This window comes from Archangium gephyra, from assembly GCF_042230915.1.
In the GTDB taxonomy this organism is placed as follows: Bacteria; Myxococcota; Myxococcia; order Myxococcales; family Myxococcaceae; genus Archangium; species Archangium gephyra_B.
On sequence record NZ_CP102578.1, the window covers coordinates 6,388,931 to 6,405,933 of the forward strand.

The following is a 17,003-nucleotide window of genomic DNA, read 5'->3' on the forward strand; positions in this document are numbered from 1 at the left end:
GCATGCGTCGTTTCGAGTTCGTCGAGGGCTCGTCGAAGAAGTTCTGGGAGATCGAGCTCCAGGGCACGGAGTTCACGGTGCGCTGGGGACGCATCGGGACCGACGGGCAGACCCAGCAGAAGTCCTTCGCCAGCACCACGAAGGCCCAGGCCGAGCACGACAAGCTCATCGCCGAGAAGCAGAAGAAGGGCTATTCGGAGGTGGAGGGCGGCACCAACACCGTGGTGGCCGCCACCCCCGCCACCACCCTGAACCCGCCCGCCGCTCCGGACGAGGTGCAGCAGACCACGCCCGCTCCCGCCCGGAAGAAGGCCGCCGCCAAGACGGCCGCCGCTCCGGCTCCCGCCTCCGCCCCGGAGGAGACACCCGCGCCCGCGCCCGCTCTGGCGGCACCGGCCCCCTCCGATGCCCGGCAGCCCATCTTCTGGAGCGAGTCCCTCCTCCGGCGTGTGCACCCGCGGCGCGGGGGACTCCCGGTTCCGGTCCGTCCCCTCACCTCCGCGAAGAAGGCCTGGGCCGCGACCGTCGAGGCGTTCGGGAGGTTCGCGGGCCAGTTCAAGCCCAAGGGGGGCGATTTCCCCGCGCAGACGGCGGCCGCCGGGGCGCGGCTGGGCGGCACCGAGCCATCCATCGGGACTCCCGAGGAGGACGCCGTCCTGCTGACGTTCGTGCAGCACAGGACGAGCTACAACGACAAGACGCCCAACGTCGATGCCACCGTGGACCTCCTGTTCTCCCTGGGAGGACCGGTCCACGCGACGCGGGCCGTGCTCCTGTCGCTGGCGATGCACCTCGAGGGAGCGGCTCCCGCGTTCGCGGCGCACCGGGGCCCGAGCACGGACTGGTACAACAGCATGAGCCGGGGCGAGCTGTTCGGCCTGCCCCGGTTGCGTGCCCTGCTCGCCACGCAGACCGATGACGCGGGCTACGCGGCCGCCCGCGATGCCGCCGCGGCCCTCCAAGAGCAGGCCACCGACGAGCAGCGTGCCGGCGCCGCCTTCCTCTTCCCCACGGAGAAAGCCTGGGTCCGCGCCGAGGCCGAGGCCTTCGATCAACAGCCGGACAAGCGGAGTGATCTCTTCCTCTGCTCGCTCTCGGATGGCGCCAGCGTCGAGCGCGTGGCGCCCCACCTCCAGGGCATCTACCTGCTCGGCGGCTACTACCCCCGGGACTACCTGCCCTCGCTGCTCGATGGCGTGGGCGTGGATGCGATCGCGATCCTGCGGAACATGGCCACCCAGCAGTACTCCAACGCCGAGAGCCGGCGGGGCTGGGCGGAGCTCGCCTCCGTCATCAACAGCGACGAGGCGATGACGCTCCTGCTCGACAACCTCGAGAAGGAGGTGATGCCGTTCGCGCTCGAGGCGTCCCTGCGCTGGCCCGGCCGCGCCCTGCGCCTGCTGGTGCCCAGGGCCGCTCAGCGAGGCAAGGAGGCGGAGGCCCCGCGCGCGGTGCTCACCACGCTCGTGCGCCGCGCCCCCGAGGCCGTGAAGGCCGAGCTGCCCGGACTGTCCGAGGAGGTGCGCAAGCTCGTCACCAGCCTCCAGGTGGTGTCCGCCGGCCCCGACGTCCCCGAGGCCAGTGCCTCCCAGCTGCCGCCCGTGCTCGCCCGTCCGCCCTGGAAGGCGGGGAAGCCCGCCGCCCTCCCCGTCCTCACGGACGTGACGCCGCCCGCCCTTGCCGACACCGTGGTGTGGCGCGAAGGCGAGCGCGAGGCCTGGTCCCAGGAGAAGGGCTGGGAGTACGGCCATCCGTCCGAGCGGTACTCGCTCCACACCCCGGAGCAGTGGCAGCAGGTGCGCAAGGTGCTGCCCCCGACCGCGCGCCCCCGGGCGAGCTTCTTCGTGTACGCGCCCGTGGAGCTCGCCCTCGAGCACATCGCGAACTTCCAGCCCGACCAGTGGGGAGACGAGCCGTGGATGCCCGCCATGGCCGCGCACCTCGGGGCCGGGGCGCTCCCGGCCCTCCTCCTGAGCGTCAACGCCAAGGGAGGCGAGTCGTACCGCCTGCTGCTGCCCTTCGGCGTCTCGCGGCTGGCACCGCAGGTGGCGGAGGCCTTCGCGGGCTCGAAGAAGGCCAAACCCCACGCCCGCGCCTGGCTGCTCCGCCACCCCGAGCACGCCGCCGCCGGGCTCCTGCCCGCCGCGCTCGGCAAACAGGGCAAGCTCAAGGAGGCCGCGTGCGCCGCGCTGCGCTTGCTCGCCACCAACGGACACGAGGCCACCGTGCTGGACGTGGCCGGGCGCGTCTCGCCCCAGGTGCGCGAGGCGGCCGCGCAGGTGCTCGCGTTCGATCCGCTGCAGCTCTTCCCCCAGAAGCTGCCCAAGCTGCCCGACTTCTTCTCCGCGGCGGCCCTGCCCCGGCCGCTGCTCGCCGACCGCTCGGCGAAGCTGCCCGTCTCGGCCGTCGAGACACTCGGGATGTGCCTGGCCATCTCCTCCCTCGAGGAGCCCTATGCCGGCGTGGCGCAGGTGAAGGCCGCCTGTGAGCCCGCGAGCCTCGCCCGCTTCGCCTGGGGCCTCTTCGAGGCGTGGATGGTGGCGGGCGCGCCGAGCAAGGAGGGCTGGGCCTTCCTGGCGCTCGGGCACTTCGGTGACGACGACTGCGCGCGCAAGCTCGCGCCGCTCATCCGTCAGTGGCCCGGAGAGGCCGCCCACGCGCGCGCGGTCACGGGGCTGAGCGTGCTCGCGGCCATCGGCACCGACGTCACCCTCATCTACCTCAACGGCATCGCCGAGAAGGTGAAGTTCAAGGGGCTGCAGCAGAACGCCCAGGAGAAGATCGCGCAGATCGCCGAGGCCCGGGGCCTCACCCGCGACGAGCTGGCCGACCGGCTCGTGCCGGACCTGGGGCTGGATGACAACGGCTCGCTGCCGCTGGACTTCGGCGAGCGCACCTTCACCGTCGGCTTCGACGAGCAGCTCAAACCCTTCGTGAAGGACGCCACCGGCGCGCGGCTCAAGGATCTGCCCAAGCCGACGAAGAAGGACGACCCGGAGAAGTCCCAGGCGGCCGAGGAGCGGTGGAAGGCGCTCAAGAAGGACGCGAAGGCGGCCGCGGGCCTCCAGGTGCTGCGCATGGAGCTGGCCATGTGCGCCCGGCGCCGCTGGAGCGCGGAGACGTTCCGCCAGTTCTTCGTCGAGCACCCGCTGCTCATCCACGTGGTGCGCCGCCTGGTGTGGGGCAGCTACACGGCGGATGGGAAGCTGGCCGCCACGTTCCGCGTCGCCGAGGACCGGACCTTCGCGGACCTGAACGAGGACACGTGGACGCTGCCCGATGATGCGAGCGTGGGGCTTCCCCATGCGCTGGAGCTCGAGGGGCAGACGGCGGGGTCCTGGGGACAGATCTTCGCGGACTACCAGTTGCTGCAGCCGTTCGCGCAGCTGGGCCGCCCCACCTATGCGCCGACGGCGGAGGAGCGCGCGGGCACGGAGCTGGTGCGCGTGAAGGGGCTGAAGGTGCCCACCGGCAAGGTGCTGGGGCTCGAGACGCGCGGCTGGCGCCGGGGTCCGCCGCAGGACGGCGGCGTGACGGGATGGATGGAGAAGCACCTCGGTCCGGATCGCATGATCGAGCTGGACCTGGATCCAGGCCTCTTCACGGGCATGCTCTCCGAGTCCCCCGAGCAGACGCTGGGCACCGTCACGGTGCGCGAACCCAACACCTGGGGAAAGGAGGGCACGTACCCGCTCGGCACGCTCGACCCCATCCTCTTCTCCGAGCTGGTGAGGGATCTCGAGGGGCTACGGCCTTCCTGATGGGAGGCGGACGGACGCGCGGCGGGTTCGCTTCCCGCCGCTTCCACTAAAAGTTACCCGCCGCTCTGCGCCGAGCGTCCTCCCAACGAGGATGCGCAGCTCGCCTTGGGGGACCAAACCGATTCTTGTCGGAGTAGAGGGGGGCTGAGCCTGCCCCGGTTTTGTGGACACACCTCATAAGTCGGCTACACGGGAGGTAGTGTTCATGGAGCGAAGGAAGAGGCGGAGTTTCACCCCGCTCGCTCAGGCCTCCCGTGTTGCGCACTCCACCGTTGCACGCATGCCGCGACCATTATCCCGGTGAGCCACCAGGCTTGGTCGATTGCTGCCACCTGGTGCTTCGGCCTTCCCCGTATTTGGGACGGGTCGGCGCCCACGTCAGTCCTCTCGGGACCTGCTCAGGCTTCACTCGCGTTGCGGCCTGCGTACTCGCTCGACCTCCTTTCAGGGGCCTTCTTCTTCGGGGCTTCGGCTCAGAGGGTCACCCCTCTTCACCGCCCGATGGCTTCCGAGGCGCATCGACAATTCCTCGGGCGGGACTTCCACCCGCTGGTGACGTGCACCTTTCACGGCGCACCCAAATTTGGACCAAATTCGGAGGCGTATAGAAGGATGGGAGGAGGGTTGAGGGAGTGGGCGGTGTAGAGGGTCCGAGGAGGGCCGCTGACGGAGATCACTAGGGCTGTGCGCTAGGCCAGCAGAGACCGCACAGCCGCCTTTGGGCACATGCCCGCCCGAGCTGCCTTCCCAGGAGGGGGACAGCAGGGGGGTTAGGCCTCTGGATACCTGCTGCGTGGGGGCTCACCACTCGCGAGCTGTGGTGGCCCCTGCGCCAGGGCTAGCGGAGCAGGCTGCGAGGGCAGTCCCAGGTGCTCCACAAAGGCGTGCCCCCTCCGGGAAGCCGACAGATACGCCAGCACCTGGCGCTTGCCCCCCGCACCTGATGTACGCGAACACGTCCAGCGCAAACGTCCTGCGTAGCAGTTCGGCCCAACCCAATGAAGTGGAGCCGTCGGGAATCGAAACTAAAATGCACTAGCCAGCCTGGGCTGGAACATGTTCCGCTGACTCATGGCTTCATTGAGAATGCACTATGGCGTTTAATGGTTCGTGGATAGATCGGTTGGCGCTGCTGCTTCGTGCGATGGCAGACGGCGTTGATGCAGCTCTAACGAGTTACGAGCGACAAGTGTTGGAAGGTGCAACATGGACCCCCAACGCTCTATCTGAGCACCTGAAAACCTCTCGACTCCCCGCATCTGACATCCTTATCCACGGGACTCTTACGCCCGCGACGCCCCTTGATCCGGGGCGGTCCAGCTTTTTTGATTCCATTCTTGCGGGCTCAAGCATCACATCAAGCGGGACATTCTTACATGCATTGGTCGATACCGACTCGCTCCGCAACACCGGAACAGCATGGATCCCAGTAGTCATCACAAGGCAGGACTTCCTGAAGCATCCTGCGCTTTCGTCGCCAAGAGTCCTCACTCTCCGTGGAACGCTCTGCGCGACGCCAGAATCATGGCTAAGCGTTTTTGGGCCTTCTGCCCCTCGCGTGATGCTGACGAATGTGGTCTTAGTCGATGACCACGGCCCAGTTACAAAATTCAGCGCACCTATTTGGCTTGTTGCAAGCCCAACCGAAACGGCATGCTTTTCGGCTATCTTGGAGCAAGCTGAGAGACTTGAGGCAGCGACCCGTGATTATGAAGACGAGACAGCGAAAGCCGACATGAACCGTGCTCTCCGTGCGCTTCGTGAACCACATCTATTTGTTGGGCATTTACTCGGGGATACCGGAGCAACCTTTGGCGGAGAGTTCCAGGGGTATGCGTTCGCGAGAAACGGGGAGCAGACTCTACGCGCGTTCTGGCCCAAATTCCTAGATACGCCAGGTCTTCGCTCTGCTTGCACGAACTGGGACTTGGAAGCGCTTCGCCGTCGTCAACTCGACGAAATTCGCCATCATCAAATCAGTGCCGGGTCAGATCTCGTGATCCTCGTGTGGAATGGCGATGGGTCATACTGGTGCAGTGTGGGGGCGGATCTCGCGAATCCAGCAAGTTATCACACCAACTGGTCTGAGTTGAGCATTGTGCCTTGGGGAGCCCTTCGGACGATTATTGCTCCACTCTGGCGAGTTTCATCCAGAGGTAACAATGCGGATGTAGCCAGCCAGATTGAAGCTTTACGGGACACGATCCTTGAGCAAAAGCACAACCTTGTTCCCGCGACCCGTTTCGCTTCATCGAGTATTACTCCAGTCATTTTTCACTCGGATCAACTCACGAGGCCCATTGCACAGCGCCTAGTGGTGTCAGACATTCTCATCAAGCCACCGGGCGAGAGGGGAGCACAACTCATCCCAAATGATTATCGTGAGCCGATTGAGACGCTCTTCGAGCGCTTTCGCTCTCATGATCTCAAGATTAGCCCCGAGGACATCTGGCGGTTCATCAGACAATGCCGCGTCGACAAATATGCCGAATGCATGCTTGAGCTATTACGCAACGTCGACCTCCTTGACCGCGCACGCTTCGAGTCGTTGCTAAAGATGGGCTGGGACCAATTGCCGAAGTCGGTCCAAGACGAGGGTGTCTGCATCAATCTCGGTGGTCCTGGAGACAGCAGTTCCATAATGAACAACTACCTCAGCCACCACGCACACATCAGGACGCGACACGCAGAACTCCGGGAATGGCTCGAACGCGCCCCCGAAAGACCAGGAATATTTGTCGATGACTGCTCCCTCTCTGGAACTCAAGCCATTAGGCTTTTGAGGGAGATGGTCGGTCAGTCAAGAAAGCCTCCAAAGACAGTTCAACCACTTCCAGCCCCTCTTGTAGAGCGTTTCACCCGTGCGACCAAGTATATCCTCTATGCGACAGCCACAGAATTTGCCGTCAAGCGAATCACGGAGGACTGCTCCACGATCGGGCTTGATATCAAAATCGTTCGCGGAAGAGTCGAGCCAGTCAACAAAATTTTTGATAACGCCGTGTCAGGGACTGCGTGGCCCCCCGACTTTCCGCGCTTCTGCAGACAAGTCGGAGCATCCATCTTGGCGGGCCGTGCCGAGCGAGAACTCTGGCCTGAGGCCCGTCTGCATGAGAGCGCACTCGGCTTCAGTGATTTCCAGAAAACCCTTGTTTTCCACTACAACACTCCCAAGACGACCCTGACCCTTTTATGGGAGCGAGGAAGCTATCGTAATCAACCGTGGGAGCCACTTTTCCCGGCAAGAGATAATTAAGCGCGTTCCCGAGCAGGAACGGCGCTGATACTGCGCGAGGAGAGTCGGCCCCTCTTTTTCCAACAGCCGCAGCACCCAGTGGCGCATAACTCCTCAGACTGGAGTCACAGCGGGAAACGAATGCATTGAGGCTCAAGAGTGTTGAAAGTGGAAGATGGGAACGAGGCCACTTCCGATGGATTTGAGGTAACGGGTCGTGGGGGCCTTCCAACGAGGCGAGGGCACGTACGAGGACTTGGTCCATCGATTTGCAGTGAGCCGAGCCACGGTGCATCGATGGCTGCGCCATGCCCGGGGAGACAGGAAGTCCAACACCCCTGGGCCATGCAAGGAGGACAGACTCATCGGATTGCCGGTGAGGAGTTGGCGGCCTTCCGTGCCCTGTGGACTTTGAGCTTGCCGCCTTACCGCAAAGTTGGCAACATAACCCTACTGTCAACGTAATCGGGGCAAGCCCAAATTTTCAGAATGATGGACCGGGAGTTGATGTGGCCCACTGGCTCCCAGGCTCAGTGGAATGGTTCATCAACTCTTGCTGCCCTCATCCTCGTGCTTTTCTACTGGCCTCACCGTTGAGCGCTGATGCGAAGCGAGGATACGCCGCGCGGCCTCAAGCAGTTCATCTCCAGTGTAGCGCCGCCCAAGCACTCGACCGATAAATTTAGAAACAAGCTCGATCGTTTCCGCCGTCAGCGGTTCGGCCGCGTGCGTGGCTTCGTTGCCAATGAGCTTTGTTGCGCCAAGTAGGTCTTTGAATTCCTCTGCATCTTTCTCGGAAATCCTTTTGAATATCTCGACAAACTCTTGAAGACGCTCCTCAAGACCCCTGAAACGCAAATCGCCTGACTTCTTCACTCCCTCGCGGGGAATGCCTTGATCATCAAGAAAAATCTCAACTACATGGCGAAGTGCTGTCGCACAGGAACGAAGGTCCCACCAAAAAGCGGCATCAGCGCGACGCAAGGCCGCACGAATTGTATCTGGGAATTTCGGTGAGGTCTGAATCAACTCAGGAAAGTGTGAAAGCCATTTGGGCGAATAGAAATGTGCAACCCGTTGGACCGGATTCCCGTTCTCGTCTTCTTCGACTTCGAGATCGTTAAACCAAGTTCCCGCTGCCTGTATCACCGTATTGCAGTTTGAGCACTTCACGGACGCAGTGAAAGTACCTCCATCATCCATGGGATGAAGTTCTCCACGGTTGATAGCCGCGTTCGTTTCTGGTGGTGATACCATATGCAGAGAGACTTTCTCTTTGATGGAGTGCCCACAGTCCGGACACGTCTGCCACGGAATTGGCATACTGAAGTGCTGCTTGTATCTGCTACTACCCAAACGGTGCATTTGACCCCTCAAATCAGGAGAACAGCCTACTGACGAGCAACCCGCAGCCACCTGACGCTCGCCTTTATCCTTCCTTCATCCCCCTACCCGTGGTCATTCTATCCCACCTCCAGGGCAAGTCCGGTGATTGGGCTTCAACGCAGAGGGAAGAGTCTGGCTCACAGTGGAGAGCGCCACGGCGCAGCGGCAGGTGCTGAGGACACCTCGGAGCAGTGAGCGCGCGAGGGTGTAGTAGCCGAAGCTCAAATTGATGCAGGACTCTGGAGCCCGGCAGGGCTCCTGGAGGCCAGTGGAGGTCCAGAGCGTGCCGACAGGCTAAGTGCAGCATCCGAGCAGGTAAAAGTATTAAAATGATTTGGCGTCAGTAGACATGCTTATGCTTGGACTTGTTTCCCCCTCGTTCGGCGAGGGTCAGAGGGGACCAAAAAAGGACCAAACCGAACGGACGCGCCTGGACTCGCCCGGACAGATGGGCGCCCCATTTTCAGAGGGAAAATGGGGGGGTGGCCTCTGGTCCCGAGGGAGGGCGGATCCACCCGTAGCGGCTTCGATTCCCGCCGCCTCCACCCCTTCAGTGGCATGATTGAGAGGACGTGACCATGCGTCTCCGAGCGTGCATCGCACTTCTACTCTTTCTCTCAGCCTGCGCGACATCAGCACCGGGCCCAGGAGAGAAGTCTGCGGCCGGAATCCCGCGGCGAGCCAACCTCCGGAGAGCGGCGGACCTGCCCTGGAAGGATGGTGGGCAATGCGTGGTGCAAGAGGCTTCCCAGCCCTGGCCTGTCTTGAGGGTAGTCGTCATGGATTGGTGCTGAAATGACAGCCGCTCAGAGGTCCCTCATCCTCATTGCCCATGCGCCTGCGCTCACGGAGCAGGACGACCGTCCGGCCGCCATCGTCCATGCAATGGAACGTGCACTCCCTGGTTTGCGCCTGGGGTGGACGACTTCGGAAAAGGAAGACCTCATCGCATTACCTCACCGCGATGAGTGGGTCGCAGCCAACATGACAAACGGAGGATTTCCGTTCCTCTGCAACGATGATGACGACCACCTCGTGACGGTTGCCGGATTGGAAAACCCAAACGGTCTCGCCGCGGGGAGTCCGCCGCATTTTGAAGTCCATGCGGACCTGCCCCTGGACGCAGCCGGCATCGCGGCGGCTATCGATGTGCTCGAAGGTGTAGCGGAAGGCGCTCGCGCGGTATGGGGGCATGCGACGCCGAGCGGCTATGGGGGGGTCGTGGCGCAACAGTTTCGTCATCCCGGCGATGAGCCGCACATACCGCCCCACGGGCTACCCGCGCTCGAACTCCCATGGAACAGGTCCACGCCTGAGATTCCGCATTTCCTCGGATGGCTGAACTATTGGTCGGCTGTTGCCGCTCGGGCCATCGGATTCCCGGACCCATCCCGTGACGCCGAGCTGCTCTCACGGGCACGGCGCACGGCAACGGGCGGGTGGGTGGTCCGGCTCACGGATGCACCACTCGATCTCGAGAACCCCACCCACCTGGATGCGCTTCTGCGGGGCTATGAGCGATTCCCGGAGATCGGCGGGCGCTCATCCCCTTGAGCATCCAAGGCGCGCTGTACTCGCTGCTCCAGGCGGCCATTTGGAGAGTTCATGGCCACCACCGGCGCTCAGGGCGCGCGGCGGTTCACTTCGCCGCCGCCTTCACGATGAGGGTCCCCAGCGCGGCATCCACCACGCCTTGGAGCGCTCCCAGGAACAGCGAGGTGTGCTCGAGCAGGCTCTCCACCGCCGAGGAGAACATCTGGGTGGTCTCGGCGAGGATGGGCGCGCCGATGACGATGACGTTGATGATGCCGAGGTACACCGCCGCGAGTGTGAAGGCGAGGCGGTAGTAGAAGCGATCGATCGACTTGCCTGCCCCCTCGTGCTGCTGCGCCTGCGCGCCCACGACACCGAGAATCAGCAGCAGCGTGGGCATCACCAGGGGACTGAACCAGGCCCACACCTCGATGGGCGGCTGGCCGTAATGCTCCTGAATCGCCGGGTCCCCGCCCAGCACCGTCTGGCCCGCGAGAATCAAGAAGGCGGGCAGGATGCCCAGCCCCCATTCGAACAACAGGCGCCGCTGGCAGACCTGGAGCGGAAGGAGGTGGGCGCCCGCGGGCTGCACCCTCCTGGGTCTCATGGGCCCGCCTCCCGCATGGCGCGCAGGAGCCCCGCCGCCTGCAGATGCTGAAAACCGGTGAGCTCGCTGTCCCGGACGAACTGCCCCTCGGGCTCGCTGCGCCGCTTCGTGAACTCGTAGATGAGGGCGTAGACCTGATGATCGCTTGTGAGCGGACGCTGGGCGACCGAGCTCGCCAGACGCCGCGGCCCCCGCAGCAACGTGGTGGCTTCCGAGCGGCTGAGGGTCTCGTCGCTGAACTGGAGTTCCTCCGCCGTCACCACCAGCGCGATGACCCGGAAGCGGCCCGGTGGGGCCATGAAGAGCGCCTGAAGGAAGTCCGACAGCCCTCGGTACTCCCGGGTGACCTCGGGAAGGAAGCGGCGGCTTCCCGAGAAAGGCGTCCCGTCGGTGTGGATCTGCTCGATATGCGTGAAGAGCACGAAGCCTTCTCCGCCGGGCGTGGAGTACCAGGCGATGTCCTCGTAGCCTCGCCGGTCCAGGGCCTGACGGAGCCTCTTCCCCACGTCCCCCAGGGTGACCTGGCCGTCAGGGCTCGGGAGCAGCTCCTCGGGGATGGTCGTGAACGAGCTGGGCGTGGGAGGTGGCCAGGGAAAGGTGCCCGCGTGGGGAGGCGCAGGCGTAGGCGAAGGCGCGGACTCGGGCATGGAAGAACCGATCGAAGCCTCCTCCCCCTGACCACCCACTCCGACGGCAACCGAGCCCGTGCCTGATCCGTCGCCCTGCGCGTCACTCGAGGGCGCGCCCTCCTGGGGCTCACCCGGGGAGCCCATGCCGCCCGTACCGGTCTCCCTTGGCTCCGATTCGGGCGCCGCGGCTGGGGGCTGCTTCTGGGCGTGTCGTGGCTGCTCTTGTTGGGGCTGCTCTTCCGCCCCGGAGCCTTCGTCGAGGGAGTCCGACGCACAGGCGGACAGGCCGAGCAGGAGGACCATGGCCAGGACGCGCGCCAAGTTCCAGTGCCCGGTGCCCTTCCTCCAACAAAGGAACATGGAACATTCAATGCGCATGACCCTCCTCCTGGCGGCCGAGCCATCACCCGGAGGGGAGTGCCACGCTCATTGAAATACGGACCCGGCCTCGGCGCCCCAGGCGGGACGGACCTGAATACGACCTCCAGGTTCAATCTAAACAAGAGTGGGAGATTGAGAAGGTCTCGTAACTGGAGGCCGCTGCCGGCACGGTGCTCCGATTCATTCCCGGAGTGCGAGACAGCTCACAGCGCCTCCGTTAGCCCACCGCTGAGGGCCGGAGCCTACCCGGCTTCCCCTTCGAGGACCCTCAGCGCCTGGGGGCCCTGAACACGGGGCAGCCGAAGCGGCGCACCTTCTTCGCGCCCGAGGCGAGTGCCACGACGCGCGAGATCTGCTCGAGCGCCGAATTCGCCGCCAGGCGGTCATGATCCGTCGCGAACGTCACGAGGAGGTGGATGGTGCCGAGCGAGTCATCCTCGAAGACGGACATGCTCTCGAAGCCGGGGTATTCGGCGAGCCCCTCCAAGGCCCGGTCCCGGGCGAGGGTATCCACGCGCGAGAACTCCCGTGGATCGGCTCCCTCGAAAACAATGACCTCGGCCGCCCTCATGACTTCCTCTTCGCGCGTTACACCCTCGCGCGCGAGGCTGCCTCATACACGGCCTCCCGCCCGCCGCAAAGGGCTCCGCTCGCCGCCAGGCCAAGTCCCCCAGGGCCGTTGACGTCCGGAGCCACCCCGGCACGAGCCGCTAGAAGAAGCAGAGCGGCTGGACGTAGGCATCCTTGGGCGTGGCCGGCTCCGCGGGACTCGGGTTCTGGAGGTACACCGCGTTGAGCAACTGGTTGGACGCGATGTAGAAGGCCTCACCGAAGGTCTCGGTCGACGTCACCAGCTTCTCCCGGGTGACGTTGGCGGAGTCGAACCGGGCCATGGAGAGACTGGTCTTCGGAGCGCTCCATTCCTGCCAGGAAAAGAGGGCATGACTGAGGCCCGGGCTGCCGTCCTCTTGCGCCACCCACGCGCGGCGGATCCGCTTCGTGCTCTTGAAGAGGACCGTCTCCGTCCCGCAGTCGCCCCCGGCCGTCCCAGACAGCTCGGAGCATCGCGTGTTGACGATCTCGGAGGTGAAGGCCGTGGGGTTGCTCCTCGCGTAGAAGACGAAGCGATTCACCTCGTCCCCAGGTGAGATCGACACGAAGGGCGAATGCGAGGTCGCATCCCGCGTGAGCAGCCAGGGCGTGAGGATCTCCGTGTCGGAGTGGGAGAGACGGACCGTATAGCGGATGCCCTTGTCCTCATAGGCCACCACGAAACCGTCCCCAAAGGCATCCGCCGTGGCATGCAGCCCGAAGCGGTGGTTCGGACTGGCGAGATAATGGGAGATGGGCGACTCGATGCTGAGGTCCAGGGAGTGCGTGGTCGTCCATGTCTCCCGGCTGGGGCTGTCCCCCTCCGCCGGCTCCCGGTCGATGGAGCTCGTGCTGAGCACCACGAGCAGGTGCTCCTTGCCAATCGCGAGCTTCACGCCCGTGATGTACGGCAGCGTGTGATCCGAGTGGACGACGATGCGCTGCCCGGCCACCTGCTTGCCGTTCTTGTCCACCTTGACCACCACGACCTGGGCCCGGTCGTCCTTCACCAGGGGGATCTCCGGTTCGATCCACGCCACCAGGGCAATGCCATCCCTCGTCGCGATCACGGGGGACAGCGCACGGCGCTGCGCCGTCGGAGCGAGCGTGTCTCCCTCGATGATGTCCCCATTCTTCCCGATGGAGCGCAGCCGGATCCCATCCGCCCCGGCCATGGCGATGAGCGCCCGGTCCGTGCCCATCACCCAGGCGGCGTCCAGGGCACTGTCCGGCACGTTGTCGCGCAGGAGCGCCAAGGCGCTGAGGTTGTCCGCCGTGCGGTCACAGTCGTTGTCCTTGCCGTCACACACCTCGGGCACGGGCCCCACGCCTCCCACGCACGCGCCGAAGGTGGCGTCCTGGCCACACGTCTTCTTGCCAATGCGGCACTCGCCCACGTTGGAGTAGCACTCGCGCTCCTCCCGGGGGATGCACGCCAGGGTCGCGGTGTCACGGCAGCGGCCCTCGACGCAGAGCAGGCCGTTCGGACACTCGCTGTACCGCGCGTCACAGGTGTACTCGACAACGGGGTGCTCCTCGGAGAGCTTCTCGATGCTCGGCACGAAGCACCCGACGGCGCAGGCCAGGGAGAACAACGGGACGAAGCGGATGGCACGGTTCACGGAGAAGCCCCTCCCGTGGAGGTGGAAGCAGGAGCGGCCGGGCTCCCGGAGAAGAGATAGGCGGCCAGGGCGCCCACGGCGGCGGCGCTCGCGGTGCCGAAGAGGATGTTCGCGACGAGCGCCTGGCCCTCGGCCGTGTGGAGCTTCTCGACGCGCTCACCGTAGCGGGTGCTGAGCTGCGCGCGCTCGATGTTGGACGTTGCCTGGAGCCCGAAGAAGACCGCCGCTCCGCCAGCCACCGCGCCCGTGCCCATCAGGGCCAGGGGAAGCACGGCGGAGCGCCCGGAGGGCTTGTCGGTCTGGACGTAGGCGGGAGGCCGCGTGGGCTCGGGAGGCAGCAGCGCGGGCTTGTCCGCCGGAGCGGGCGTGTCCGCCGCAACGGGCGTATCCGGCGCGGCGGGCTGCGCCGGGCGCTCCGCCACGGGCGGGGATTGCTCCGGAGCCGTGGACGCACCGAGATCCTGGAGAACGGTCTGACGCACCTCCTCGAAGTCGCGCTCCACCTTGGGAGACACCTTCACGGGCAGGCGGGCGTCTGGCTTCAGGTAGAGGCCGGTGCGGAAGGCGGCCAGCGACTGCTTCCGGTCTCCGAGCTCCGCGTACACGATGCCCAGGTACAGCGCCACCGGGACCTCCTGCTCCGGGCCCTTGGCCAGGGCCTGGGCCTTGGTGAGCTGTTCCAGGGACTTCTCGTAGTCGAAGTCCTCGTAGAAGCGCACGGCGGCGGCGAAGGTGCTCTGGAAGTCGGCCTTGGGGGGCGGCTTGCGTGGCGCCTTGCGGATGGGTGGACGGCGAGCCGCCTGCACCTGGGTGGGCAGGCATGCCATGAGGCCGAGCGCGAGCACCCGGGCGGTCCCTGAGCGGAAAGGACGGACTGTCATGGCCCGCCAAGCTAGCAGGAGCCGGCCTCCAGCGTCCTGCCGCCGCCCCCTGGAAGCGCTCGCGCGGCTCCGTGCCTTCCTTCGGTGGGTATACTGCCGCGATGAAACTCCTCCACACCCTTCCCCTCCTGGCCCTGGCCGCGTGCGCCACGGCCCCCGTGGCCCCGTCCCCGGCTGCTTCCGCGCCGGCCGCTTCCGCTTCCGCGCCGGCCCCCTCCTCCCTTCAGAAGACGGTCGAGTCCGCCATCGTGGCGGAAGACTGGGCCCGGCTCCTCCCCCTGGCGAAGCAGCTCGCACACGAGGAACCAGGAAACTCCCTGGCGTGGCGCTACCTGGGCCTCGCCCATGTGCAGCTGAAGGACAACCCGGAGGCCATCCCCGCGTTCGAGAAGAGCCTGTCCCTCGAGGACAACGCCAAGACACGCGCGAACCTCGGCTATGCCCTCGCGATGGAGGGCAAGGTCGATCAGGCCCTGCCGCACTTCGAGCGCTCCGTCGCGCTGGAGCCGGAGTACGCCGCCGGGTGGAGGATGCTCGCGAGAGCCCAGGTGGAGCTGGGACGGTGGGACGAGGCGGCCGTCTCCATCGGGCACGCCAGGCGTCTGCTCCCCGAGGACGTGGAGGTCCAGCGGTTCTCGCAAGCCGTCGCCCTGACCTTGGCCCGCTCGCGGTTGCCGGGCGAGGCGCTGAAGCACCATGGACAGGGAGGCGTGCTCTCCGCGCAAGGCCGTCATGCGGAGGCGGAGAAGGAGTATGAGGCCGCGCTGAAGCTCGCCCCCGGGTTCGCCGACTGCCATTACAACCTCGGCATCCTGGCACGGCGGCGCGGAGACCTGGCCCGGGCCGAGCAGGAGTATCGCGTCGCGGTCGACACCTTCCTCCCGGAGGAAGCCCTCCTGCGCGCGGATGCGATGAACAACCTCGCGGACACGATCGTGTCCCGGGGCGGCGACGCGAAGGAGGCCGCCCGCCTGGTGCGCGAGGCCATCACCGTGCGCGGGGAGCGCGCGAGCTACCTCGACACGCTCGCCCGCGCCTGCGACGCCCAGGGCGACTCGCCCTGCGCGGCAGAGGCCTTCCGCAAGCTGCTCGCCTCCGGTGCCGTCCTGCCCTCCGACATCCGCACGCACGCGGAGAAGCGCCTGAGCGAGCTCACGCCCTGAGAGGAGCGCCGGGCGCGCCTCGCCGCGGCGAAGGTGCTGGCGCGTCCGGCCGCACTTCAGTACGAGGAGCTTCCGATGGCGACGACCCGGAAGAAGAACGCCCCCCCTCCCCCGGCCGGCAGCGGCCCGGCGAAGGACGTCCAGCGGCCTCCCGCGGAAACCCTCCACGCCGAGGAGCTCGAGAAGCTGCGCGCGCATGATGACGCGCCGAAGCCTCCGGGCTGGAGCATGTCCCTGCACGCGGTGCGCCGCTTCATCCTCGGAGACGAGGCGCTGGGCGTGCAGCGCAAGTTCGTGGGCAACCCGAGCCTCGTGGACCGGGCCATGGTGACGCTGGCCACCAACCGGGGCCTGATGCTCGTGGGCGAGCCCGGCACGGCCAAGAGCCTCCTGTCCGAGCTGCTCGCCGCCGCCATCTCCGGCACCTCCACGCTGACCATCCAGGGCGGCGCGTCCGTCACGGAGGATCAGATCAAATACTCGTGGAACTACGCGCTCCTCGTCTCCGAGGGCCCCACGCCCCGTGCGCTCGTGCCCGCCCCGCTCTACACGGGCATGAAGGAGGGCAAGGTGGTGCGCTTCGAGGAGATCACCCGCTGCCCCATCGAGGTGCAGGACTCGCTGCTGTCCATGCTGTCGGACCGGGTGCTGGCGGTGCCGGAGCTGCGCGACGAGGAGGCCATGGTGTTCGCGCGGGAGGGCTTCAACGTCATCGCCACCGCCAACACGCGGGACCGGGGCGTCAACGAGATGAGCGCGGCGCTCAAGCGGCGCTTCAACTTCGAGACGGTGTTCCCCATCGGCGACTTCAACACCGAGCTGTCCCTGGTGCGCAACGAGACGAAGCGGCTGCTCGAGCGCTCGGGGGTGCCGGTGACGCCCTCGGAGGATCTGCTGGAGGTGCTCGTCACCACGTTCCGCGAGCTGCGGGCCGGGGAGACGAGCGACGGCCAGGCGATGGAGCGGCTGACGGCGGTGCTGTCCACGGCGGAGGCCGTCTCGGTGGCCCACGCGGTGGGCGTGCGCGGCTACTACCTGCGCGGGGATGGAGGCTCGGCGGCGGACCTGGTGGAGACGCTGGCCGGGACCGCGGCGAAGGACAGCCCCGAGGATCTCAAGCGCCTGCGCGCGTACCTGGAGCAGCGGGTGGCGCGCCGCACCGCACCCCAATGGCGTGCCCTGTACGAGGCCCGCCACCTCCTGCCGGGCTGAGC

The 17,003-nt window shown here is 66.0% G+C and carries 11 protein-coding genes; 5 read left to right on the forward strand and 6 right to left on the reverse strand.

All coding sequences use genetic code 11. The features are described from left to right. The first annotated feature begins 2 nt into the window (after positions 1–2). Both NR798_RS25115 and NR798_RS25120 read left to right on the forward strand, forming a co-directional pair. Positions 3–3,761: a WGR and DUF4132 domain-containing protein gene (locus tag NR798_RS25115; RefSeq protein WP_375765017.1), complete on the forward strand. Its 3,759-nt coding sequence runs from the start codon at positions 3–5 to the stop codon at positions 3,759–3,761. A 1,123-nt stretch (positions 3,762–4,884) separates the two neighbouring features. After that, positions 4,885–7,017 (forward strand): hypothetical protein, encoded by a 2,133-nt coding sequence (locus NR798_RS25120; protein WP_375765018.1) that lies wholly within the window; start codon positions 4,885–4,887, stop codon positions 7,015–7,017. 525 nt (positions 7,018–7,542) lie between these two features. Here NR798_RS25120 and NR798_RS25125 read toward each other — a convergent pair. Further along, positions 7,543–8,199: a DUF4145 domain-containing protein gene (locus NR798_RS25125; RefSeq protein ID WP_375765019.1), complete on the reverse strand. Its 657-nt coding sequence runs from the start codon at positions 8,197–8,199 to the stop codon at positions 7,543–7,545. 978 nt (positions 8,200–9,177) lie between these two features. Between NR798_RS25125 and NR798_RS25130 the strand changes: the two genes are divergently transcribed. Then, positions 9,178–9,936, forward strand: coding sequence for a DUF5953 family protein (locus tag NR798_RS25130; RefSeq protein ID WP_375765020.1), 759 nt, complete (start codon positions 9,178–9,180; stop codon positions 9,934–9,936). Between the two features lie 85 nt (positions 9,937–10,021). Here the strand turns inward: NR798_RS25130 and NR798_RS25135 are convergent, their stop codons facing one another. The 5 genes from NR798_RS25135 to NR798_RS25155 form a co-directional block, all read right to left on the reverse strand. Continuing rightward, entirely contained in the window at positions 10,022–10,522 is a 501-nt protein-coding gene (locus tag NR798_RS25135; RefSeq protein WP_375765021.1) for a hypothetical protein, read from the reverse strand. Next, positions 10,519–11,028 carry a hypothetical protein gene (locus NR798_RS25140; protein WP_375765022.1) on the reverse strand — a complete coding sequence of 170 codons (510 nt, stop codon included), beginning with the start codon at positions 11,026–11,028 and terminating at the stop codon, positions 10,519–10,521. Before NR798_RS25140 ends, NR798_RS25135 begins: the two co-directional genes overlap by 4 nt. 772 nt (positions 11,029–11,800) lie before the next feature. Then, a complete protein-coding gene (locus NR798_RS25145) occupies positions 11,801–12,103 on the reverse strand; it encodes a hypothetical protein (protein WP_375765023.1) in 303 nt (100 codons plus the stop codon). A gap of 139 nt (positions 12,104–12,242) precedes the next feature. After that, positions 12,243–13,745, reverse strand: coding sequence for a hypothetical protein (locus NR798_RS25150; protein ID WP_375765024.1), 1,503 nt, complete (start codon positions 13,743–13,745; stop codon positions 12,243–12,245). Next, positions 13,742–14,626, reverse strand: a complete 885-nt coding sequence (locus tag NR798_RS25155; protein ID WP_375765025.1) for a hypothetical protein — start codon at positions 14,624–14,626, stop codon at positions 13,742–13,744. The genes NR798_RS25150 and NR798_RS25155 overlap by 4 nt, the downstream gene beginning before the upstream one ends. A gap of 101 nt (positions 14,627–14,727) precedes the next feature. On the opposite strand from NR798_RS25155, the gene NR798_RS25160 reads away from it, so the two are divergent. Continuing rightward, positions 14,728–15,789, forward strand: coding sequence for a tetratricopeptide repeat protein (locus tag NR798_RS25160; protein WP_375765026.1), 1,062 nt, complete (start codon positions 14,728–14,730; stop codon positions 15,787–15,789). 75 nt (positions 15,790–15,864) lie between these two features. Continuing rightward, a complete protein-coding gene (locus NR798_RS25165; RefSeq protein ID WP_375765027.1) occupies positions 15,865–17,001 on the forward strand; it encodes an AAA family ATPase in 1,137 nt (378 codons plus the stop codon). Positions 17,002–17,003: the final 2 nt, after the last annotated feature.